The organism is Janthinobacterium sp. SUN120, from assembly GCF_030397735.1.
GTDB classification, from domain to species: domain Bacteria; phylum Pseudomonadota; class Gammaproteobacteria; order Burkholderiales; family Burkholderiaceae_D; genus Janthinobacterium; species Janthinobacterium kumbetense.
The window spans coordinates 859,713-879,946 of sequence record NZ_JAPUBW010000002.1 but is presented as its reverse complement, the minus strand read 5'-3'; the positions used below and the strand labels follow the sequence as shown (position 1 = coordinate 879,946).

Below are 20,234 nucleotides of genomic sequence, written 5' to 3'. Positions count from 1 at the left end.
TATACCATGATGTGAAAAAATAGTGAAATGTTCCGAGATATTCAGCGAATAAATGGTCACAGTGCTATGTCGCCCCCATAATGTGCCCACTGCACTTGCTTTACATATGGAAAACTATGCAACCTGTAAACGAATTCAAAAGTAAAAGTGGCTTGAAACGGATTTTCTCCGCTTTTTTCTACTCGCTCGATGGCTTGAAAGCGGCCTGGCGCCATGAACACGCGTTCCGCCAGGAACTCGGTTTGTTCGTCGTCGGCACCGTGATCGCCTTGCTGCTGCGCGTCTCCGCCTTTGAAAAACTGGTGCTGATCGGCGTGCTGCTGCTGGTGCTGATCGTCGAACTGATCAATTCCGCCATCGAAGCCGTGGTCGACCGCATCTCGCTGGACCGCCATCCGCTGTCGAAGAACGCCAAGGATTTCGGCAGCGCGGCCGTGCTGCTGACCTGCACCCTGGCCTTCGCCACTTGGGCCGTCGTATTATTTAACCGTTTCTATTAACCGCTTTATCCCCGTTGCGCGCCGTCCATATGCGAAAAATGTATATCAAACGGCGAAACGCTTCGTTCTCTTTGCGGCCATAGCGCCGTAATCTGGTGGCTCTGAAAGTTCAACCACACGGGGATCTTAGATGCTGTCGAAAAAAATCATCACTGCCGCCGCCATCAGCGCGTTTGCCCTTCTGCAAACGGCGCAGGCTGCCGATATCACCCTGCTCAACGTGTCATACGACCCGACGCGCGAGCTGTACCAGGATGTGAATACGGCGTTTGCCAAGGAGTGGAAAGGCAAGACGGGCGACAACGTCAAGATCAAGCAATCGCACGGCGGTTCCGGCAAGCAGGCGCGCGCCGTCATCGACGGTCTGGAAGCGGACGTGGTCACCTTGGCCCTGGCCTACGACATCGACGCGCTGGCCGAGCACAAGCTGCTGGCCGCCGACTGGCAAAAGCGTTTGGCGCACAACAGCTCGCCTTACACCTCGACCATCGTGTTTCTGGTGCGCAAGGGCAACCCGAAAGGCATCAAGGATTGGAATGACTTGATCAAGCCGGGCGTGTCCGTCATCACGCCGAACCCGAAAACCTCGGGCGGCGCCCGCTGGAACCACCTGGCCGCGTGGGGTTATGCCTTGCGCCAGCCGGGCGGCAACGAAGCCAAAGCCAAGGATTTCCTCGGCAAACTGTATAAAAACGTGCCCGTACTCGATTCCGGCGCGCGCGGCGCCACCACCACGTTCGTCGAACGGGGCATCGGCGACGTGCTGATCGCCTGGGAAAACGAGGCTTACCTGGCCGTCAAGGAACTGGGCCCGACCAAGTTCGACATCATCACGCCTTCCGTCAGCATCCTGGCCGAGCCGCCCGTCGCCGTCGTCGACAAGTTTGCCGACAAGCACGGTACGCGCAAGGTGGCCGAGGCTTACCTGAACTACCTGTACACGGACGAAGCGCAAGACATCATCGCGAAGAACTACTACCGTCCGGCAACGGACAAGGCGGCAAAGAAATACGCGTCGCAGTTCGCCAAGGTCAACCTGTTCACCATCGAGCAAGTGGCCGGCGGCTGGACGGCGGCACAGAAGGCGCACTTTGCCGACGGCGGCATCTTCGACCAGATCTATCAGCCGAAGTAATCTTCACCGGCAGGCGGCAACGCTTGCCGGAATCGATCACGCAAGGACACATCATGGCGCTGCGCAGCTTTTCCGATTACCGGGTATTGATCGTGCCGGGCTTGCATAACAGCGGTCCCGAGCATTGGCAGAGCCGCTGGCAGCGCCTGTATCCGCAATTCGAGCGGGTCGAGCAGGATGACTGGAACGCTCCCGACCTGGCCACCTGGTCGGCGCGCCTGGACCAGGTGCGGCGGCAGGATGCGCGTCCCACGCTGATCGTCGCCCACAGCTTCGGCTGCCTGACGACGGCGCACAGCCTGGCCCGCGACCCGCAGGGCGTGGCCGGCGTGCTGCTGGTGGGGCCGGCAGATCCCGACAAGTTTGGCGTGGCGAAGGCCTTGCCGCAAAAGCGCCTGCCTTGCCCCGGCATCCTGATCGCCAGCCAGACGGACCCTTGGATGACGGCCGAACACGCGGCGCAGTGGGCACGGCGCTGGAATTGCAAGTATATTGATGGCGGTGCGCTGGGCCATATCAACGCCGAGTCGCGCCTTGGTGACTGGGTCTATGGCCAGGCGCAACTGCAAACACTGTTTGATCTGGCGCAAAGCGACAAACGCCACCGTCAGGCAGCCTGATTCGACGCACATCCCATTGCCACACAACCTCTTAAGGAGATCACGATGACTTTACGCCTGGGCGATGTCGCCCCTGATTTTGAACAAGACAGCTCGATCGGCCCCCTCAAGTTCCACGAGTGGGCGGGCAATTCCTGGGTGGTGCTGTTTTCCCACCCGGCCGACTTCACCCCCGTGTGCACGACGGAACTGGGCCTGACGGCCAAGCTCAAGCCGGAATTCGACAAGCGCAACGTGAAGGCCATCGCCCTATCCGTGGATGCGGCCGAGTCGCACAAGAGCTGGATCAAGGATATCGAAGAGACGCAAAACACGGTGGTGGGCTTCCCCATCATCGCCGACGTCGACAAGAAAGTATCTGTGCTGTACGACATGATTCACCCGGAACAGTCCGTCACGGCCACCGTGCGTTCCGTCTTCATCGTCGACCCGAACAAGAAAGTGCGGCTGATCCTCACGTATCCGCTGAGCACTGGCCGCAACTTCAATGAAATCCTGCGCGTCATCGACGCCCTGCAATTGACGGACGGCTACACGGTGGCTACGCCCGGCAACTGGAAAGATGGCGACGACGTCATCATTCCACTGACCGTGCAAGACCCGGACGTGATCAAGCAGAAATATCCGAAGGGATTTACGGCGGCGAAACCCTATCTGCGTTTGACGCCGCAGCCAAACAAGTAATTCCGGGGTCAGACCCGTCGGGTCTGACCTCAGCATTTGTCTCGGGTATAAATATGTCTAAGAAGCAAAAACGCACCTGTCCGGTGCGTTTTTTTTCGCCCAACGATTCTGCAAGCAAGTATGCAAAATCCATCTAAGCAAATGAGAAATGGTTAGTTCTTTTTATAACGAATGCATGTGATTATTGCACTCCATAACTCAAAAATGTAATAAGAAGGAGTTTCTATGTCTGCAGCATCAGCAGCACCGCTCAAGGCGCGCGGAGCGCCGTTTCGGGTCATGCCGGGGTTTAAGCTGTCACTGGGCTTCACGCTCTTTTATCTGGCCTTGATCGTTCTCATTCCGCTGTCGTCGGTGTTCCTGAAAACTTTCACCATGACATGGGACGCCTTCTTCAGCGCCGTCACGTCCGACCGCGTGATGGCGTCGTACCGCCTGACGTTTGGCGCTTCCCTGATCGCCGCCCTGTTGAACGTGGTGTTTGGCGGCATCCTGGCCTGGGTGCTGGTGCGTTACAAATTTCCCGGCAAGCGCATCATCGACGCGCTGGTCGACTTGCCGTTTGCCTTGCCGACGGCCGTGGCTGGCATCACCCTGACGGCCTTGTATTCGTCGAACGGCTGGTTTGGCCAGTTCATCGAAGGCGTGCTGGGCATCAAGGTGGCGTTCACGCCGCTGGGCGTGGTGGTGGCGCTGACCTTCATCGGCTTGCCCTTTGTCGTGCGTACCGTGCAACCGGTGCTGGAAGACGCGGAAAAGGAACTGGAAGAAGCGGCCGCCAGCCTGGGCGCCAATTCGCTGCAAACGTTTATCCGCGTCATCTTCCCCACGATCTTGCCATCCTTGCTGACAGGCTTTGCGCTGGCGTTTGCCCGCGCCACGGGCGAGTACGGTTCCGTGATCTTTATCGCCGGCAACATGCCGATGGTGTCGGAAATCACTCCGCTGTTCATTATTACCAAATTGGAACAATACGATTACGCAGGCGCCACGGCCATCGCCGTGGTGATGCTGGTGGTGTCTTTCCTGCTGTTGTTGACGATTAACCTGCTGCAAGCATGGACGCGCGGAAAGGCGAAGAAATCATGAGTACGAATACGACTAGCGTCGCTGGCGTGGACAATGCGCGCCCGGCAGTGCGCCGCTTCGAGCCGAATGTCGGCCCCGTCGTGCTGGAACCGTTGTGGGTACGCACCGTCCTGATCACCGTCGCCTTGCTGTTCCTGACGGCTTTCCTGATCGTGCCCCTGGTGGCCGTGTTCGCGGAAGCGTTCAAGAAGGGCTGGGAAGCGTATATCGCCGCCATCATCGACCCGGACGCGATTTCCGCCATTAAATTGACCCTGATCACGGCCGCCATCGCCGTGCCGTTGAACCTGGTGTTCGGCGTGGCCGCTTCCTGGTGCATCGCCAAGTTCGAATTCCGCGGCAAGAGCATCTTGCTGACCCTGATCGACTTGCCGTTTTCCGTCTCGCCCGTGATTTCCGGCCTGATCTATGTGCTGATGTTTGGCGCCCAGGGCTGGTTCGGCCCGTGGCTGCAGGCGCACGACATCAAGATCCTGTTCGCCGTGCCCGGCATCGTGCTGGCCACCATCTTCATCACTTTCCCGTTCGTGGCGCGTGAATTGATCCCGCTGATGCAGTCGCAGGGCAGCGAAGAGGAAGAGGCCGCCATCGTGCTGGGCGCCTCGGGCTGGAATACCTTCCGCCGCGTGACTTTGCCAAATATCAAGTGGGGTCTGCTGTATGGCGTGATCCTGTGTAATGCCCGCGCCATGGGCGAGTTCGGCGCCGTGTCCGTCGTGTCCGGCCATATCCGTGGCGAAACCAACACCATGCCGCTGCAGGTGGAGATTCTGTACAACGAGTACAACTTCGCCGCCGCGTTTGCCGTCGCCTCCCTGCTGGCCTTGCTGGCGCTGGTGACCCTGGCCTTGAAAGCTTTCATTGAGTGGCGTTTGAACGAGAGCAACGCCGACGATTCCGCCTTACGTTCCACGGAGCACTGATATGACCATCGCAGTTAAAAACATCCACAAGCGCTTCGGCGATTTCGTTGCCCTCGACAATATCTCGCTGGACTTTCCCGCCGGCGAACTGACGGCCTTGCTGGGCCCGTCCGGTTGCGGCAAGACAACCTTGCTGCGCATTATTGCTGGATTGGAACATCCGGACAGCGGCCAGGTGCTGCTGGACGCGGAAGATGCGTCGAACCGCCATGTGCGCGAGCGCCAGGTCGGTTTTGTGTTTCAACACTATGCGCTGTTCAAGCACATGACCGTGTTCGAGAACGTGGCCTTCGGCTTGCGCGTGAAGTCGCGCAGCGAGCGCCCGTCGGAAGACCAGATCCGCCGCAAGGTCAAGGATTTGCTGGAACTGGTGCAGCTCGATTGGCTGGCCGACCGCTATCCGCCGCAATTGTCGGGCGGGCAACGCCAGCGCATCGCCCTGGCGCGCGCGCTGGCCGTCGAACCGCGCGTGCTGCTGCTGGACGAGCCGTTCGGTGCCCTGGATGCCAAGGTGCGCAAGGAATTGCGCCGCTGGCTGCGCCGCCTGCATGACGACTTGCACGTCACCAGTATTTTCGTCACGCATGACCAGGAAGAGGCGCTGGAAGTGGCCGACCAGGTCGTACTGATGAACAAGGGCACGGTCGAGCAACTCGGTTCCCCAGAGCAAGTCTATAACCACCCCGCGTCGCCGTTCGTGTATGGCTTCCTCGGCAACGTCAACCTGTTCCACGGCCGCGTGCATGACGGCGTGATGGCCACGGGCGACGCCAGTTTCGAGGTGCCCGATTACGCGGGCGTGAGCGACAGCAAGGGCACGGCCTATGTGCGTCCGCACGACCTGGAAATCGACCGCTACACGCAGGGCGCGGAAGGCATCGTCGTGAAACTGAGCCGCGCCCATGCGATCGGCCCGCTGGCCCAGCTGGACTTGCAGCGCGTGGATAACAGCGAACTGATCGAAGCGGTGATGTCGAACGAGCGTTTTACCCACCTGCAGCTGAAGGAAGGCGAGACATTGGTTGTCCGCCCGAAACGTCTTCATGTATTTGTTGAACCCACCCGAACTTGATACAGGATAGCCATGAACTTTCAACAATTGCGATCGATCCGCGAAGCGGCCCGCCGCGGCTATAACCTGACGGAAGTGGCCAACGCCCTGTTCACGTCGCAACCGGGCGTGAGCCGGCAAATCCGCGAACTCGAAGACGAGCTGGGCGTGGTGATTTTCGAGCGCAACGGCAAGCGTTTGACGGGCTTGACGGAGCCGGGCAAGGGCATTCTGAAGATCGTCGACCGTCTCTTGATCGAGGCGGAAAACCTGCAGCAGGCCAGCCTCGAATACAGCGGCCAGACGAGCGGGACCTTGTCCGTGGCGGCCACGCACACGCAGGCGCGCTATGCGTTGCCGAAAGTGGTGCAAAGCTTCCGCGCCGCTTTCCCCGACGTGCGTATTGCGCTACAACAAAGCGCGCCCGAGCACATCGCGGAATGGGTGCTGTCCGGCAAGACCGATATCGGCATCGCCACGGAAGGCTTGAGCCAGTTCCCCGACCTCGTGTCGTTCCCGTGCTACCGCTGGAGCCATCTGATCGTCGTGCCCGACGGCCATCCGCTGCTCGAACATTCGCCCATCCGCCTGGAAGACCTGGCGAAGTATCCGCTGATTACCTACGACAAGGGTTTCACGGGGCGCGGGCATATCGACGACGCCTTTGCCAAGGCTGGCGTGGCGACCGATATCATCCTGACGGCCATGGATTCCGACGTCATCAAGCAATACGTGGCGCTGGGCCTGGGCGTGGGCATCGTCGCCTCGATGGCCTTCGACCATGGCCGCGACAAGGGGCTGCGGGCCGTGGAAGCGTCGCATCTGTTCGCCACCAACACGACGCGCCTGGCCGTCCGGCGGGGCGCCTACCTGCGCGCCTACGCCTACGAGTTCATCCTGCAGCTGGCGCCGGACCTGACGCGCGAAGACATCGACCGCGCGATGGCGGGCGAGGACGCCCTCTAGGCGATGGCCGCCCTTTGCGCGCGCGTCAGGCTGGCCACGGCGCGCGCGTAGCTATCCTGCACCAGTTCCGCCAGGTAATCGGCCGGGAAGTGCGCCACGTCGACGATGGTCACCCAGTGAAAGCGGCCCATGTAGCGGGCCGGTTTCACGCCGGGCATGTCCGTCAGTTCGATGAAGCGCCCGGCGCTGGCGCGCAGGCTGAAGCGCCACTGCTCGGGTGCGCTGGTCTTAAAATAGGCAAACTTCTTGCCGCTCACTTCATACACGAGGATGTTCGACGGCGCACCGTACAGCACGGCTTGTGCGCCGGGCAGGGCCGCGCAAACGTCTTTCAGTTCATCACTTGTCATTCGTCAACCGCCATGAATTGTTGGGTGTTATGGTCGAAGGCATAGGCCGCGCCGGCGGGTGCGTCCAGCAGCGCAATGAAGCGGTCATCCACGCCGAGCACGGCGCCCAGCGACACGAGGGCCACGTTGGCGCTGTCGTTGATGTAGTCGTCGCTTTCATCATTCGCCGTGAAGCGCCAGCCGCTGTCGTCGGCGTTGTCCGGTTCCTCGCGGTACAGATAGCCGACGGGCGCGCCGTCTTCCAGCACTTTTTTCGTGACGAAGCACAGGCCCGTATAGCGGTTGACGAGGTTATCGTCATCGTCGTGCTGCGTATTGATGATGTGGCGCGCCGCGAAGGCGACGGGGTCTTTGGCTTGCAGATCACGGATGTAGCCTGGCGTGTTGTCGAGCTTGCCGGTGAAGTGGCCGCCGGCGTCGACTGTGTCGACCAGCACCCACATGCGCTCGGCGCCGGGTGCCTGCGGATCGTCGCTGTGGAAGGCGAAGATCAGCTTGACCACCTCGCCGGGGCGCACCTGGGCGATGGCCTCGGGCGGCGATTTGTAGAAGGTGTAGGGATGGCGCGCCGCCAGTTCGGCGGCGTCGGCCAGGTGCCAGCTGGGCATGGTTATCCGTCATCAAGAAGAGTAAGGCCCATGGTAGCCGATTGCGTGCCAGGATGACCACGCCTACCTTCCGGCTTGCCGTTGCCGCAGGGCTACACCGCTATCTGGCATGTGCCGATCTACAACAATCCTGCTGCCAGGAGCGGCGCCCGGACATGGCAGGGAGGGCTGCATGCCCCGCGATAGCCGGCACCGGCCATAAATCGATAAGGCCAATTGAAAATGCCAATGGTAAAAATTGTTTCTTTTATTGTATTTCGATTTCCTGAATGATATCTTTTGCTCTGCGATGTGAGAGTGATAGAAAAATAATTAAAATTGCAATTATTGAAATATTTATATCAGGGGAATATATGAACATGACCAAACGCGCGTTGCTGGGTCTTTGCCTGACCGCCGCGGCTTGCCTGGCGCCATTGGCCCAGGCGGCGAGCTGGGTGGAAATCACCGATCCTGCCATGACGGGCTTTTCGGTGGGCGGCAAGACCGTCACCTATGGCAGCGTGGCAGCGGACTCGGTTTGGGTCTATGACGGCGCCAACCCGCCCGGCGCGCAAAGCGCGGCCGCCATCCAGAGTTTGGTCAGCAGCACGTTCGGCCTGCCGTCCAGCGGTACCGGCTCCTTGGTCTTTGCCGCCCAGGGCGACTTGGCCAGCAGCAACTCTGGTTCGTTCACCGTCAACTCCAGCTTTGACTACCTGGCCGTGCATTATGGCCGTGGCGAACTGTTGTTCCACTGGGACACGCCGCTGGCCGCCAATACGGTTGTCACCATTGCCAACCTGCCGCGTGGCCTGAGCAATTTCCGCGCGTTCAATTCGGTTTCGGCAGTGCCTGAGCCAGCGACCTACGGCATGCTGATGCTGGGCCTTGGCCTGGTCGGATTTGCCGCGCGCCGCCGCCGCGCCTGAGCCTGCAGCGCCTGCGGGCGCATGCGCTGACGCATGAAAAAAAGCCTGGAAACGCGATGCGTTCCAGGCTTTTTGCATGGCAGAGCGCCATTTACCAGCTATAGCCGGCCTTGGCGTAGTAATAGCGGCCGTTGAAGCCGTTCGGCGCGAAGATGCTGTAGGGCTGGGTGCCGTTGACGTTCAGGTTGCCCGCGCTCGTCACTTGCGCCGGGTAGCGGTTGGTGACGTTGTCGATGCCGGCCACCAGGCGCCAGTTCTTGCCCAGCTTCACGGAACCGGACACGTCCAGCACCCATTGCGGGTCGTACGTCTGGTCCAGCTTGACGTCATTTTGCGGTACGGTGAAGCTGCCGTAGCGCGTCACGACGCCGTGCGCATTCCAGATGCCGAAGCTGTAGTCGGCGGCCAGGCTGAACTTGTCCTTCGGCGACGCCACCGTGATGCGGTCGATGCTCTGGCGGTCGATCAGTTTCAGATTGTTGGCCGTCAGGATGGCCGGATTGTCGGCGATTTTCCGTACCGTGCTCTTGTTGTGGTTGTACGCCACGGTGAGGTCCAGGCGGTCCTTCTCCTGCAAGTCGATGCGGTAGGTGCTGACGATGTCCACGCCTTCCGTGCGCGTGTCGACGGCGTTGGTGAAGTAGCGCGCCGCGCCCACCGGCGTGCCTTGCGCGGCCAACTGGGCCTTGAGCTTGTCGTTCAGCGCCAGGTTGGCCGAGAACAGGATGCGGTTGTCGATGTCGATGCGGTAGGCGTCCACCGTCGTCGTGAAGTTGCGGCTGGGCTGGAACTGCAGGCCCAGGCTGTAGTTGCGGGCCTTTTCCGGTTTCAGGTCCTGTGCACCGAGGGCGCGCGCCTGCGGCGTATTGACGGCGAAGGTGCCCGTCTCGATGGCCGTATTGTTGCCGTTGATGACCTGGAAGTTGGTGGTGGTGATGGTGTAGTACTGCTGCGCCAGCGATGGTGCGCGGAAGCCGCTCGATACCGTACCGCGCAGGGATAGCGCATCTGTGAACGCATAGCGGGCGGAACCCTTGGCCGAGGTAGTGCTGCCGAAATCGCTGTAGCGCTCATGGCGTAAGGCTACGCCGCCCGAGAGTTTCTTCGTCGCTTCCGCTTCCAGGTTCACATAGATCGATTCGTTGTGGCGCGAATGGCTGCCCGCGTTGGCAGGACGGAAGCCGGCAAAGCCTTGCGAGCCGCCGCCCGTGTACGACGCTGCGTCGCCTGCGCCGATGCTGTACTTTTCATGGCGTGCTTCGGCGCCGACGGCCACCGTCAGCGGGCCGGAGAAGGCGGCGACGGGGAATTCGCGCGCCGCATCGAGGTTGAACACGGTCTGCTCGTTTTTCAGCGAACCCGCATAGAAATGCGTGGGGCTGTTCGCGCCCAGCGACTGGTTGACCGTGTTGTCCAGGTCCAGCTCGAACTTGTTGCTGCCGTAATTGAGGCTGGCATCCCAGCGCCAGCCGGCGGCTTCGCCGCGCAAGCCCGTGACGATGGACTGGTCCGTCAGCGTGCTGTTTTGCAGCGGCAAGAAGCCTTCCGGGTAGATCGGCGTGCGCTGCGAATACGCCTTGGTGACGGAATCCTGGATCAGCGCCGTGCGCCACGTGGCGGCAGCCGACGTGTCGCGCTTGCCATAGTTGCCGAAGGCATACCAGTCGAGGTTGTCGCTGATGCGGTATTCGCTGTTGAGGAAAATCGTCGCCGGCTTGCTTTCCGGGTCGCCATAGCGCTGGTTGACCTTGCCGTAGCGCGGTTCCAATGGGTTGCGGAAGTCGGCGCCGGCGCGGTTGGTCGGGTCGCGGTCGGCCACTTCCGCCGAGATGCGCACCCAGCCGTCCTCCCCCAGGGCGAAGCCGGCCGAACCCTTGATGGATTTTTGCTTGCCGTCGCGTTCCTGCGTCTGGCCATAGCCCACTTCGACGTCGCCGCCGGCCGCGCCTTTTTTCAGGATGATGTTGATCACGCCGGCGATGGCGTCGGAGCCGTACTGGGCCGCCGCGCCATCGCGCAGCACTTCCACGTGGTCGATGGCGGCCAGGGGGATGGCGTTCAGGTCGACGGGCGCCGAGCCGCGGCCCAGGGAACCGTTGACGTTGACGACGGCCGACGTGTAGCGGCGCTTGCCGTTCACCAGCACCAGGGTCTGGTCGGGCGACAGGCCGCGCAGCTGGGCAGGGCGCACGGCGTCGCTGGCGTCGGCGCCCGTGGCGCGGGCGAAGTTCAGCGAGGGCAGCAAACGCGCAAGCACGGTGGCCAGTTCGGCCGAGCCCGTGCTTTGCAGGTCGCGCGAGGTGAGGATGTCGATCGGCGATTCGGAATCGATGGTGCGGCGGTTCTTGGCGAAGGTGCCGGTGACCACCACCGATTGCAATTCGCCTTCGGCCGGCAGCTCTTGCTGCGCTTGCGCCTGCATTGGCAGGCTGAAGCAGGCGATCAGGCTGGCGGCGATAACGGTTTTCATGGGCAGGGCGGGAAGCTGGGAGCGGGCGGTGCTTGAACTCATCGACAATATCTCTTCGGTTGGTGGTTACGCGGACCATGGCGGTCCGGTGATGACATCAGAGTAACAGTGGGCCTGTGGCGTGCTTACGAATCGTTCTGTCTATCGATATGCAATAAATGTCTGATACGCGTCCGAATGACGCGGGTAGCGCATATGGCCTCGTTTCCAGCATACGGCCGGGCATGGCAAGGCTGCAATGCTGCACGGCAGTAAATTGCCAGCTGTTGTATAAATGCGACTATCTGCGATGAGCGTGGGGAGTCTGGCGGCGGCATGCGCCGCCAGACGGAGCGAGCCTACTGTCCCGGATTGGGCAGGCTGGCGTGGATGGCGTCGACGGCCGCAACCAGTTCCGGCGACAGGGTGACTTGATGGGCGTCGATATTTTGCTGCAACTGCTCCACGCTGGTGGCGCCGATGATGGTGGAGGCCACGAACCAGCGCGTGTAGCACCAGGCCAGCGCCAGCTGCGCCGGCGTCAAGCCGTGCGCGCGGGCCAGCGCCGCATACTGGCCGGCGGCCGCGATGGTGGCGGGGCGCACGTAGCGGGGGCTCCAGCCGGCCGGAAAGCGCGTCAGGCGGCCCTTGGCCTGCGGATCGTCGAGGTATTTCGCCGTCAGCTGGCCGAACGCCAGCGGGCTGTAGGCCAGCAAGCTGACATTTTCCCGGTGGCAGGTTTCGTCAAGCAAACTCGTCTCGAAATGGCGCGCCGTCAGGTTGTACAGGTTCTGGATGGAGGCGATGCGCGGCAAGCCCTTCAGTTCCGCCTGCTTGATGTATTCGCACACGCCCCACGACGATTCGTTCGACACGCCGATGTGGCCGATCTTGCCTTCCTCGACCAGCTTGCCCAGCACGGCCAGCGTGTCTTCGATGGCGACGCAAGCGTGCTCCTTGCGCGGGTTGTATACGCTGGCGCCGAAGATGGGCAGGTTGCGGCTGGGCCAGTGCAATTGATACAGGTCAATGTGCTCCGTCTGCAGCCGGCGCAAGCTGTCTTCGACGGCGGCGCGGATATTGACCGCGTCGTGATCCGTCTTGCCCTTGCGTATCCAGTGCATGCGCGAATTCGGCCCGGCCACCTTGCTGGCCAGCACGATGTTGCCGCGCTTGCCGCTTTTCTTCAGCCAGCTGCCGATGTGGCGCTCGGTGCTGCCCTGCGTTTGCGCGCTGGCCATCACCGGATACATCTCGGCCGTGTCGATGAAGTTGATGCCCCGTTCCAGCGCGTAATCGAGCTGGCTGTGCGCTTCGGCTTCCGTGTTCTGTTCGCCGAAGGTCATCGTACCCAGGCAGATCCTGCTGACTTCCAGGCTGCTGGTACCCAGCTTGATCTTTTCCATGCGCCGTCCTTAGCGGGCCTGCTTGCCGTGCAGCGCGCGCGCGCAATCCTTGATCAGCGCGGGACCGGCGTAAATCAGGCCGCTGTACAGCTGCACCAGCTGCGCGCCCGCCTCGAACTTGGCCACGGCGTCGCTGCCCTGCATGATGCCGCCCACGCCGATGATGGGCAGCGCGTCGCCCAGTTCCGCCTTCAGCAGGCGGATGACATTGTTCGACAGCTCGAACACGGGCGCGCCCGACAGGCCGCCCGCTTCCGCGCCGTGTGGCATGCCTTCGACGGCGCTGCGCGACAGGGTCGTGTTGGTGGCGATGACGCCGTCGATCTGGTGGCGCGTGAGCGACTCGGCGATGCTCTTCACCTGTTCGCCATCCATGTCCGGCGCGATTTTCAGGGCCAGCGGCACGTAGCGCTTGTGCTTGTCCGCCAGGCGCGCCTGCGCATCTTTGAGCTGCGACAGCAGGGCGTCGAGTTCCGACGCGCCCTGCAGCTGGCGCAAATTCTTGGTGTTCGGCGACGAGATGTTCACCGTCACATAGCTGGCGTAGGGGTAGACTTTTTCCAGGCACAGCAGGTAGTCGTCGGCCGCGCGCTCGATGGGCGTGTCGGCGTTCTTGCCGATGTTCAGGCCCAGCACGCCGGCGCGGTTCTGGAAGAACTTCGACGCCTGCACATTGGCGACAAACGCATCCACGCCGCCATTGTTAAAGCCCATGCGGTTGATGATGCCCTGCGCCTGCGGCAGGCGGAACATGCGCGGTTTCGGATTGCCCGCCTGCGCGCGCGGCGTGACGGTACCCACTTCGATGGAGCCAAAACCCAGGTCGGCCAGCGCGTCGATGTAGGCGCCGTCCTTGTCCAGGCCGGCGGCTAGGCCGACCGGGTTCGGGAAGGTGATGCCCATCACCGTGCGCGGGTCCGCCGCCGGTTTGCCGGCCAGCTTCGTCAGGCCCAGCGCGCTGGCGCGTTTCAGGGCGGGCAGGGTGAGATGGTGGGCCGCTTCGGCATCCATCGAAAACAGCAAGGGGCGGGCGAGGGAGTACAGGAATTTTTCAGACATGGGGCGCTTTGAGTAGGTATGCGGGCTGCCGGGAAGGGCTGGCGGCGCGCGAAATAAGTGGCGTATTTTACCGTGTTCCGCGCGGCTGCCGGGTGTATAGTTCTTGTTGGTCTAATGCAATATTGAATCCTTGATAATTCGCATTCGACCGTGGACCTTCCTGTTTTTTCTCTGTTCTGTTGACTTCATAAGCGAGACATCGATTGAAAAAGACACGCATCCTGACCGCCATCGCGGCCGCCAGCGCACTGCTGCTGAGCCATCCGGCCCTGGCCCTGCCCAATACGCAAGACACCCGCATGCTGAGCGAACCGGCCGTCTCCAGCCGCCACATCGCCTTCATCTATGCGGGCGATGTATGGCTGTCGAACCTGGACGGCGGCGGCGCGCGGCGCCTGACCTCCGACCTGGGCGACAAATCGAACCCCGTGTTTTCGCCCGACGGCAGCCTGATCGCGTATAGCGCCAACATCGACGGCAATGTCGACGTGTATGTGATCGCCGCGGCGGGCGGCGTGCCGCGCCGCCTGACCTTCCACCCGGGTGTTGATCTGGCGCAATCGTTTACGCCCGATGGCCAGTCCGTGATGTTCACCTCGCCCCGCGCCGCCTTCAACAACCGCTTCCAGAAGCTGTTCACGGTGCCGGTGGCGGGCGGCGTGGAGACCCAGCTGGAAATCCCCAACGCCTCGCGCGCCACGTATTCGCCCGATGGCCAGCGCATCGCCTACAACCCGCTGGCGCCCGCCTTCAAGCAGTGGAAGCGCTACCGGGGCGGCACCAATTCCTGGCTGTGGCTATTTTCGTCCAGCGACAAATCGATTGAAAAAATCCCCCAGCCGACGACGCGCTCGAACGACGTCGACCCGATGTGGATCAAGGATACCGTGTACTTCCGCTCGGACCGCAACGGCGAATTCAACCTGTTTGCCTACGACGTCAAGACGAAAGCCGTGCGCCAGTTGACGCAGCACAAGGATTTCCCCGTGCTGAACGCGTCGGCGGCGAACGGCACCATCGTCTACGAGCAGGCCGGTTATCTGCACTCGCTCGATATCGCCAGCGGCCAGGCGCACAAGCTGGCCATCGCCGTGGCCAGCGACCTGGGGCAGGCGCGCCCCCGCTGGGTCAAGAACGCGAAATACATCCGCGACGCGTCGATTTCGCCGTCGGGCGCGCGCATCGCCTTCGAATACCGGGGCGAAATCGTCACCATCCCCGCCGACAAGGGCGACGTGCGCAACCTGACGCAGACGGCCGGCGCCCACGAGCGCACGCCCATCTGGTCGCCCGATGGCCGCTCGGTCGCGTATTTCTCGGACGAGTCGGGAGAATATGAACTGCATGTGCGCTCGCAGGACGGCAAGGGCGCCGTGAAAAAGCTCAAGCTCAATGGCAGCGGTTTCTATGACAACGCCGTCTGGTCGCCCGACAGCAGGAAGATCGCGTTTGCCGACAATGGCTGGAGCATGTATGTGATCGATGTCGGCACGGGCAAGGTGCAAAGAATCGCCACGGAGCCGATGTATGGCGTCGACAAGAGCATGCGCGCCTCGTGGGCGCCCGATTCGCGCTGGCTGGCCTACACGCTCAATTCGCCCACCTACACGCGCAGCGCCTACATCTATTCCGTCGAGCAGAACAAGTCGATGCCGGTGACCGACGGCTTGTCCGACGTGGCCCAGCCCGTGTTCGACAAGAGCGGCAAATACCTGTACTTCTTCGCTTCGACGAATGCTGGCCCCAGCAACAACTGGTTCTCGCAGCAGAACGAAGACAATCTGGTGACGCGCACCGTGTGGATGGCCGTGCTGCGGCGCGACTTGCCATCGCCCCTGATCAAGGAAAGCGACGAGGAAAAGGCCGCCGGCGCGGAGAGTAAAAAAGACACGGCAAAGGGGGAAGCGAAGAGCGAGCCGAAGGTAGACCCGAAGACGGGGCGCGACGACCCGAAAGTGGTCGTGGCGCCGGTGGCGCCGATCCACATCGATTTCGACGGCATCGCCACGCGCATCGTCGACTTGCCGCTGCCGGCCGCGCAATTCTCCAGCCTGACCGCTGGCGCTGCGGGGCAAATCTTCCTGCTGCGCGAAAGCGACGGCAAGAAGGCCGTGCAGCGCTTCGATCTGAAGGAGCGCAAGGCGGAAACCGTGGTGGCGGAAGCCGATGATTTCGAGGTCTCGGCCGACGGCAAGAAGCTGCTGTACCGCCAGAAGGACAATTGGGCCATGGGGTCGGCCACGGGCAAGCTGCTGGCGCCGGGAGAAGGCAAGATCAAGGTCGACGCCATCGAAGTGAAGGCCGATCCGCGCGCCGAATGGACGCAGATTTTCAACGAGGTGTGGCGCATCAACCGCGACTATTTCTACGACCCGGGCATGCATGGCGTGGACTGGAAGGCCATGCGCGACAAGTACGCCGTGTTCCTGCCCGAGCTGTCCAGCCGCGCGGACTTGAACCGATTGATACAGTGGATGTGCAGCGAACTGGCCGTGGGCCACCACCGGGGCGGCGGCGGCGACGACTTTATCGAGGCGAAGAAGGTGCCGGGGGGCTTGCTGGGCGCCGATTATGAAGTGCGCGACGGCCATTACCGCTTCAAGAAGGTGTATGGCGGCTTGAACTGGAATCCGGCCCTGCGCGCGCCGCTGACGGAGCCGGGCCTGAACGTCAAGGCGGGCGAATACCTGCTGGCCGTCGACAGTCGTCCTTTACTGCCGCCGACGAATATCTACAGTGCCTTCGAGAACACGGCCGGCAAGGCCATCGACCTGACCGTGGGGCCGTCGGCCGACGGCAAGGGCGCGCGCACCATCACCGTGGTGCCCGTGCCGACCGAGGATGCCTTGCGCAACCGAGACTGGATCGAAGGCAATATGCGCAAGGTCAATGCGGCCACGGGCGGCAAGGTAGCGTATGTGTACGTGCCGAATACGGCGGGGCTGGGCCACACCTACTTCAAGCGCTATTTCTTCCCGCAGGCGGACAAGCAGGCCATCATCGTCGACGAGCGTTTCAACGGCGGCGGCAGCGTGGCCGATTACTACATCGAGATACTGCAGAAGAAGGAAATCGCCTGGTGGACCATGCGCTATGGCGCCGACATGAAGACGCCGTCCGCGTCGATCCAGGGGCCGCGCGCCATGCTGATCGACGAGACGGCCGGTTCGGGCGGCGACCTGCTGCCGTGGATGTTCCGCAAAAACAACATGGGTCCGCTGATCGGCAAGGCGACGTGGGGCGGCCTGGTGGGGGTGCTGGGCTTCCCCGTGCTGATGGACGGCGGCTTCATCACGGCGCCGAATCTGGCGTTCTGGACGCGCGAGAATGGCTGGGGCGTGGAAAACGAAGGCGTGCCGCCCGATATCGACGTCGAGCAAACGCCGGCCGACGTCATCGCCGGGCGCGATCCGCAGCTGGAAAAGGCGATCGAGGTGATCCAGGCCGAACTGGCAAAGAATCCGCCCGTGCAGCCCAAGCGTCCTGCGTTTCCGGACAAGAGCAGGTAAGCCGGTACGGCAGGCATGAAAAAAGGGGCGCGAGCCCCTTTTTTTACAGGATGACCCACTGCCCCTTGATCCGTGCTTCCAGCGGCTTGAAATTGATTTTATACGCCATCTTCGGGCTTTGCTTTATCCAATAGCCCAGGTAGATGTAGGGCAGGCCCAGTTCGCGCGCCTGGGCGATTTGCCACAGCACGTTGTAGGTGCCGTAGGAGGCGCCTGGCACGTCCGGATCGAAAAAGGTGTAGACGGACGACAGGCCGTCGGCCAGCACGTCGATGATGCTGACCATGCGCAGGATGCCTTCGGCATCGCGAAACTCCACCAGGCGCGTGTTGACCCGGCTTTGCAGCAGGAATTGCGCGTACTGGTCGCGGCTGTCCTGGTCCATGCCGCCGCCCGCGTGGCGCGTGCTCTGGTAGCGCAGGTACAGCTCGTAGTGCTCGTCGAGGAAGGACAGGGTGGCCACGCCCGCCTGCAGGTCGGCGTGGCGGCTCCAGGCGCGGCGCTGGTTGCGGTTCGGGGTGAACTCGCCCGTCACGACGCGCACGGGTATGCAGGCCTGGCAGCCATCGCAATACGGGCGGTAAGTAAAAATGCCGCTGCGGCGAAAGCCGTTGCGCACCAGTTCCGAATACACGTCGCTGTTGATCAGGTGCGAGGGCGTGGCCACCTGCGAGCGGGCCTGGCGGTCGTCCAGGTAGCTGCACGGGTAGGGCGCCGTCGTGTAGAACTGCAGGGTGGCAAACGGTAGTTCGTTCAGGTGCGTCATGCTGATCCTGTCTGGTCTGTCCGCGGCAATGGAAGTCTGCGTGGAGATATCATAGCTTTTTTATGCCGGCGGTGCAGCCTGCCAATCCGTGATTTGCGCTGCTTCAATGGCGACGCGCACATGGGCGAGGAAGCGCGCGCGAGAAATGGGCGCCGCGCCCAGCGACGCCAGGTGTCTTGTTTCTTGCTGGCAGTCAATCATGGTCACGCCGCGCGCCTGCAAAAAGCGGACGAGGTGCGCCAGCGCGATCTTCGAGCCATCCGTCACGCGCGCGAACATCGACTCGCCATAGAACATGCGCCCGATCGACACGCCATACGCGCCGCCCACCAGTTCCCCGTCCAGCCACAGTTCCGACGAGTGCGCGTAGCCCAGCTTGTGCAAGCCCGTGTAGCCGGCGATGATTTCATCGGAAATCCACGTGCCCGGGCCATCCTTGCGCGGCGCCGCGCAGGCGCGCATGACGGCGTCGAAATCGCCGTCGAAGCGCAGCTGCCAGCGCCCGTCCGTGGCGGCGCTGCGCTCGACCTTGCGGATCGCCTTGGCCAGGCTGTCGGAGACCTTGAAATGCTCCGTCATCAGCACCATGCGCGGATCGGTGCTCCACCACAAAATAGGCTGGCCTTCGGAAAACCAGGGGAAGATGCCGCGCCGGTAGGCGTCGAGCAGGCGCGCGGGCGACAGGTCGGCGCCGGCCGCCAGCAGGCCGGGCGCCTCGTCGGTCAGGGCGCGCGAGACGTCGGGGAACGGGGTGTGGATGTCGAGCCAGGGAATCATGCGGCGTCAAAGGTGGCAGGTGAGGGGAGCTTATTCTGCATCCGTGCGCGCCATGGGGCGCGTGATGTCGCCCGTATGCACGCCGTAGCTGCCGCCTTCGCGGATTTTCACGCGGTCGGCAAAGAACAGTTCCAGGGTGGCGCGGATGGTGGGGAAGGCCAGGTCATCCCAGGGTATCTGCGCTTCCGTAAACAGCTGCACGTCCAGGCTTTCGATGCCCGGCGCGAAATCGAGGTCGCGCAGGCGGGCCAGGTAGAACAGGTGCACCTGGTGCACGCGCTGCACGTTCAGCAGCGAGAACAGGGGCCCCAGTTCGATATTGGCGCCCGCTTCCTCCACCGTTTCGCGTTCGGCCGCATCCGACGTCGTTTCATCGTTTTCCATGAAGCCGGCCGGCAGGGTCCAGTAGCCCAGGCGCGGTTCGATGGCCCGCTTGCACAGCAAGACCTGCAACTGGCCATCCTCTTCCCAGACGGGAATCGAGCCGACCACCATTTTCGGGTTCTGGTAATGGATGGCGTCGCAGTTGGCGCACACATAGCGCGGACGGTTGTCGCCTTCCGGGATGGACAGGCTGACAGGATGGGCGCATTCGGAGCAGAATTTCATGGGCGGGCTTAGGAAAAGAATGATGTCTAGTGTAACGCTTACTGTACACCGCTTACTGTACACCGATTGCGTGCGGCGTGGCGTGACGGGCGGACACAATGCCAACTGGCAATTGGCCAAGCTGCTTGACGCACTTTGGAACGCATTTTTAATAAAATGGCTCTATTGCAGTCTAAGTTGAGATAGCTATTGCCTAAGCCACCTGTTTGCCCTTATAATTCTTGTGCGGGGTGGAGCAGTCTGGCAGCTCGTCGGGCTCATAACCCGAAGGTCACAGGTTCAAATCCTGTCCCCGCAACCAATATCGGAAAGCCGCTGATTCTTGCAAAAGATCGGCGGTTTTTTTCATTTCCGCCTGGCGCTCCCCATCATTTGCCCATCGGCAATCTCCGCGAGGCGGGGCGCGCATGCAATTGTCAAATCTTGCCCTTTACGCCTCGCAACAATCTGGTATATAATTCTGCTGCGGGGTGGAGCAGTCTGGCAGCTCGTCGGGCTCATAACCCGAAGGTCACAGGTTCAAATCCTGTCCCCGCAACCAATATCGGAAAGCCGCTGATTCTTGCAAAAGATCGGCGGTTTTTTTCATTTCCGCCTGGCGCTCCCCATCATTTGCCCATCGGCAATCTCCGCGAGGCGGGGCGCGCATGCAATTGTCAAATCTTGCCCTTTACGCCTCGCAACAATCTGGTATATAATTCTGCTGCGGGGTGGAGCAGTCTGGCAGCTCGTCGGGCTCATAACCCGAAGGTCACAGGTTCAAATCCTGTCCCCGCAACCAATTCGAAGCCGCTGATTCCTCGCAAGAGGGTCAGCGTTTTT

18 protein-coding genes and 3 tRNA genes are annotated in these 20,234 nt (G+C 62.0%); 13 read left to right on the top strand and 8 right to left on the bottom strand.

The window, feature by feature from the left end:
• The first annotated feature begins 116 nt into the window (after positions 1 to 116).
• The 8 genes from O0879_RS13675 (at position 117) to O0879_RS13640 (ending at position 6,968) form a co-directional block, all read left to right on the top strand.
• Entirely contained in the window at positions 117 to 500 is a 384-nt protein-coding gene (locus O0879_RS13675; RefSeq protein ID WP_289898689.1) for a diacylglycerol kinase, read from the top strand.
• Between the two features lie 130 nt (positions 501 to 630).
• Positions 631 to 1,635: a sulfate ABC transporter substrate-binding protein gene (locus O0879_RS13670; RefSeq protein ID WP_099666802.1), complete on the top strand. Its 1,005-nt coding sequence runs from the start codon at positions 631 to 633 to the stop codon at positions 1,633 to 1,635.
• 53 nt (positions 1,636 to 1,688) lie between these two features.
• Positions 1,689 to 2,255 carry an alpha/beta hydrolase gene (locus tag O0879_RS13665; RefSeq protein ID WP_034747509.1) on the top strand — a complete coding sequence of 189 codons (567 nt, stop codon included), beginning with the start codon at positions 1,689 to 1,691 and terminating at the stop codon, positions 2,253 to 2,255.
• Positions 2,256 to 2,300: 45 nt separating this feature from the next.
• Positions 2,301 to 2,939, top strand: a complete 639-nt coding sequence (locus O0879_RS13660; protein WP_034785187.1) for a peroxiredoxin — start codon at positions 2,301 to 2,303, stop codon at positions 2,937 to 2,939.
• 279 nt (positions 2,940 to 3,218) lie between these two features.
• Positions 3,219 to 4,028 (top strand): sulfate ABC transporter permease subunit CysT, encoded by an 810-nt coding sequence (gene cysT, locus O0879_RS13655; RefSeq protein WP_099408869.1) that lies wholly within the window; start codon positions 3,219 to 3,221, stop codon positions 4,026 to 4,028.
• Entirely contained in the window at positions 4,025 to 4,951 is a 927-nt protein-coding gene (gene cysW, locus O0879_RS13650; protein WP_251350677.1) for a sulfate ABC transporter permease subunit CysW, read from the top strand. The genes cysT and cysW overlap by 4 nt, the downstream gene beginning before the upstream one ends.
• 1 nt (position 4,952) lies before the next feature.
• A complete protein-coding gene (locus tag O0879_RS13645) occupies positions 4,953 to 6,023 on the top strand; it encodes a sulfate ABC transporter ATP-binding protein (protein WP_034747519.1) in 1,071 nt (356 codons plus the stop codon).
• Between the two features lie 12 nt (positions 6,024 to 6,035).
• Positions 6,036 to 6,968, top strand: a complete 933-nt coding sequence (locus tag O0879_RS13640) for a CysB family HTH-type transcriptional regulator (protein WP_070256667.1) — start codon at positions 6,036 to 6,038, stop codon at positions 6,966 to 6,968.
• Here the strand turns inward: O0879_RS13640 and O0879_RS13635 are convergent.
• The gene (locus tag O0879_RS13635) at positions 6,965 to 7,318 is read right to left on the bottom strand and encodes an MmcQ/YjbR family DNA-binding protein (RefSeq protein ID WP_289916896.1); all 354 of its coding nucleotides are present in this window, start codon (positions 7,316 to 7,318) and stop codon (positions 6,965 to 6,967) included. The genes O0879_RS13640 and O0879_RS13635 overlap by 4 nt on opposite strands.
• Positions 7,315 to 7,926, bottom strand: a complete 612-nt coding sequence (locus O0879_RS13630; RefSeq protein WP_289916895.1) for a DUF2185 domain-containing protein — start codon at positions 7,924 to 7,926, stop codon at positions 7,315 to 7,317. Before O0879_RS13630 ends, O0879_RS13635 begins: the two co-directional genes overlap by 4 nt.
• A gap of 353 nt (positions 7,927 to 8,279) precedes the next feature.
• On the opposite strand from O0879_RS13630, the gene O0879_RS13625 reads away from it, so the two are divergent.
• Positions 8,280 to 8,837 (top strand): PEP-CTERM sorting domain-containing protein, encoded by a 558-nt coding sequence (locus O0879_RS13625; protein ID WP_289916894.1) that lies wholly within the window; start codon positions 8,280 to 8,282, stop codon positions 8,835 to 8,837.
• 91 nt (positions 8,838 to 8,928) lie between these two features.
• Here the strand turns inward: O0879_RS13625 and O0879_RS13620 are convergent, their stop codons facing one another.
• The 3 genes from O0879_RS13620 to O0879_RS13610 all read right to left on the bottom strand — a co-directional run bounded on the left by O0879_RS13620 (position 8,929) and on the right by O0879_RS13610 (position 13,751).
• Complete coding sequence (locus O0879_RS13620) at positions 8,929 to 11,349, bottom strand: TonB-dependent receptor (RefSeq protein ID WP_289916893.1); 2,421 nt, start codon at positions 11,347 to 11,349, stop codon at positions 8,929 to 8,931.
• A gap of 296 nt (positions 11,350 to 11,645) precedes the next feature.
• Positions 11,646 to 12,692, bottom strand: a complete 1,047-nt coding sequence (locus O0879_RS13615) for an aldo/keto reductase (RefSeq protein WP_289916892.1) — start codon at positions 12,690 to 12,692, stop codon at positions 11,646 to 11,648.
• A 9-nt stretch (positions 12,693 to 12,701) separates the two neighbouring features.
• Positions 12,702 to 13,751, bottom strand: coding sequence for a quinone-dependent dihydroorotate dehydrogenase (locus tag O0879_RS13610; protein ID WP_289916891.1), 1,050 nt, complete (start codon positions 13,749 to 13,751; stop codon positions 12,702 to 12,704).
• A 203-nt stretch (positions 13,752 to 13,954) separates the two neighbouring features.
• On the opposite strand from O0879_RS13610, the gene O0879_RS13605 reads away from it, so the two are divergent.
• The gene (locus O0879_RS13605) at positions 13,955 to 17,260 is read left to right on the top strand and encodes a S41 family peptidase (protein ID WP_289916890.1); all 3,306 of its coding nucleotides are present in this window, start codon (positions 13,955 to 13,957) and stop codon (positions 17,258 to 17,260) included.
• 43 nt (positions 17,261 to 17,303) lie between these two features.
• Here the strand turns inward: O0879_RS13605 and O0879_RS13600 are convergent, their stop codons facing one another.
• Genes O0879_RS13600 through O0879_RS13590 form a run of 3 tightly spaced genes read right to left on the bottom strand, consistent with a single transcriptional unit; the run spans position 17,304 to position 19,412 of the window.
• Positions 17,304 to 18,026: an arginyltransferase gene (locus O0879_RS13600; RefSeq protein ID WP_099666809.1), complete on the bottom strand. Its 723-nt coding sequence runs from the start codon at positions 18,024 to 18,026 to the stop codon at positions 17,304 to 17,306.
• Between the two features lie 60 nt (positions 18,027 to 18,086).
• On the bottom strand, positions 18,087 to 18,803 hold the full coding sequence (gene aat, locus O0879_RS13595) for a leucyl/phenylalanyl-tRNA--protein transferase (RefSeq protein WP_289916889.1): 717 nt from the start codon (positions 18,801 to 18,803) through the stop codon (positions 18,087 to 18,089).
• A 30-nt stretch (positions 18,804 to 18,833) separates the two neighbouring features.
• Complete coding sequence (locus tag O0879_RS13590; RefSeq protein ID WP_099666811.1) at positions 18,834 to 19,412, bottom strand: NUDIX hydrolase; 579 nt, start codon at positions 19,410 to 19,412, stop codon at positions 18,834 to 18,836.
• 224 nt (positions 19,413 to 19,636) lie between these two features.
• On the opposite strand from O0879_RS13590, the gene O0879_RS13585 reads away from it, so the two are divergent.
• From O0879_RS13585 to O0879_RS13575, 3 genes are all read left to right on the top strand, one after another.
• A tRNA-Met gene (locus O0879_RS13585) sits at positions 19,637 to 19,713 on the top strand.
• Positions 19,714 to 19,876: 163 nt separating this feature from the next.
• Positions 19,877 to 19,953: transfer RNA gene (locus O0879_RS13580), tRNA-Met, on the top strand.
• A 163-nt stretch (positions 19,954 to 20,116) separates the two neighbouring features.
• Positions 20,117 to 20,193, top strand: a tRNA-Met gene (locus O0879_RS13575).
• Positions 20,194 to 20,234 lie beyond the last annotated feature (41 nt).

Bases quoted from the DNA above. Each gene is read 5' to 3' on its own strand.
- O0879_RS13665 (WP_034747509.1), top strand. From the start codon at position 1,689: ATGGCGCTGCGCAGCTTTTCCGATTACCGGGTATTGATCGTGCCGGGC.
- O0879_RS13640 (WP_070256667.1), top strand. From the start codon at position 6,036: ATGAACTTTCAACAATTGCGATCGATCCGCGAAGCGGCCCGCCGCGGC.
- cysT (WP_099408869.1), top strand. From the start codon at position 3,219: ATGCCGGGGTTTAAGCTGTCACTGGGCTTCACGCTCTTTTATCTGGCC.
- O0879_RS13635 (WP_289916896.1), bottom strand. From the start codon at position 7,318: ATGACAAGTGATGAACTGAAAGACGTTTGCGCGGCCCTGCCCGGCGCA.
- O0879_RS13630 (WP_289916895.1), bottom strand. From the start codon at position 7,926: ATGCCCAGCTGGCACCTGGCCGACGCCGCCGAACTGGCGGCGCGCCAT.
- O0879_RS13600 (WP_099666809.1), bottom strand. From the start codon at position 18,026: ATGACGCACCTGAACGAACTACCGTTTGCCACCCTGCAGTTCTACACG.
- O0879_RS13670 (WP_099666802.1), top strand. From the start codon at position 631: ATGCTGTCGAAAAAAATCATCACTGCCGCCGCCATCAGCGCGTTTGCC.
- O0879_RS13675 (WP_289898689.1), top strand. From the start codon at position 117: ATGCAACCTGTAAACGAATTCAAAAGTAAAAGTGGCTTGAAACGGATT.
- O0879_RS13645 (WP_034747519.1), top strand. From the start codon at position 4,953: ATGACCATCGCAGTTAAAAACATCCACAAGCGCTTCGGCGATTTCGTT.
- O0879_RS13590 (WP_099666811.1), bottom strand. From the start codon at position 19,412: ATGAAATTCTGCTCCGAATGCGCCCATCCTGTCAGCCTGTCCATCCCG.
- O0879_RS13620 (WP_289916893.1), bottom strand. From the start codon at position 11,349: ATGAGTTCAAGCACCGCCCGCTCCCAGCTTCCCGCCCTGCCCATGAAA.
- O0879_RS13660 (WP_034785187.1), top strand. From the start codon at position 2,301: ATGACTTTACGCCTGGGCGATGTCGCCCCTGATTTTGAACAAGACAGC.
- cysW (WP_251350677.1), top strand. From the start codon at position 4,025: ATGAGTACGAATACGACTAGCGTCGCTGGCGTGGACAATGCGCGCCCG.
- O0879_RS13610 (WP_289916891.1), bottom strand. From the start codon at position 13,751: ATGTCTGAAAAATTCCTGTACTCCCTCGCCCGCCCCTTGCTGTTTTCG.
- O0879_RS13615 (WP_289916892.1), bottom strand. From the start codon at position 12,692: ATGGAAAAGATCAAGCTGGGTACCAGCAGCCTGGAAGTCAGCAGGATC.
- O0879_RS13625 (WP_289916894.1), top strand. From the start codon at position 8,280: ATGAACATGACCAAACGCGCGTTGCTGGGTCTTTGCCTGACCGCCGCG.
- aat (WP_289916889.1), bottom strand. From the start codon at position 18,803: ATGATTCCCTGGCTCGACATCCACACCCCGTTCCCCGACGTCTCGCGC.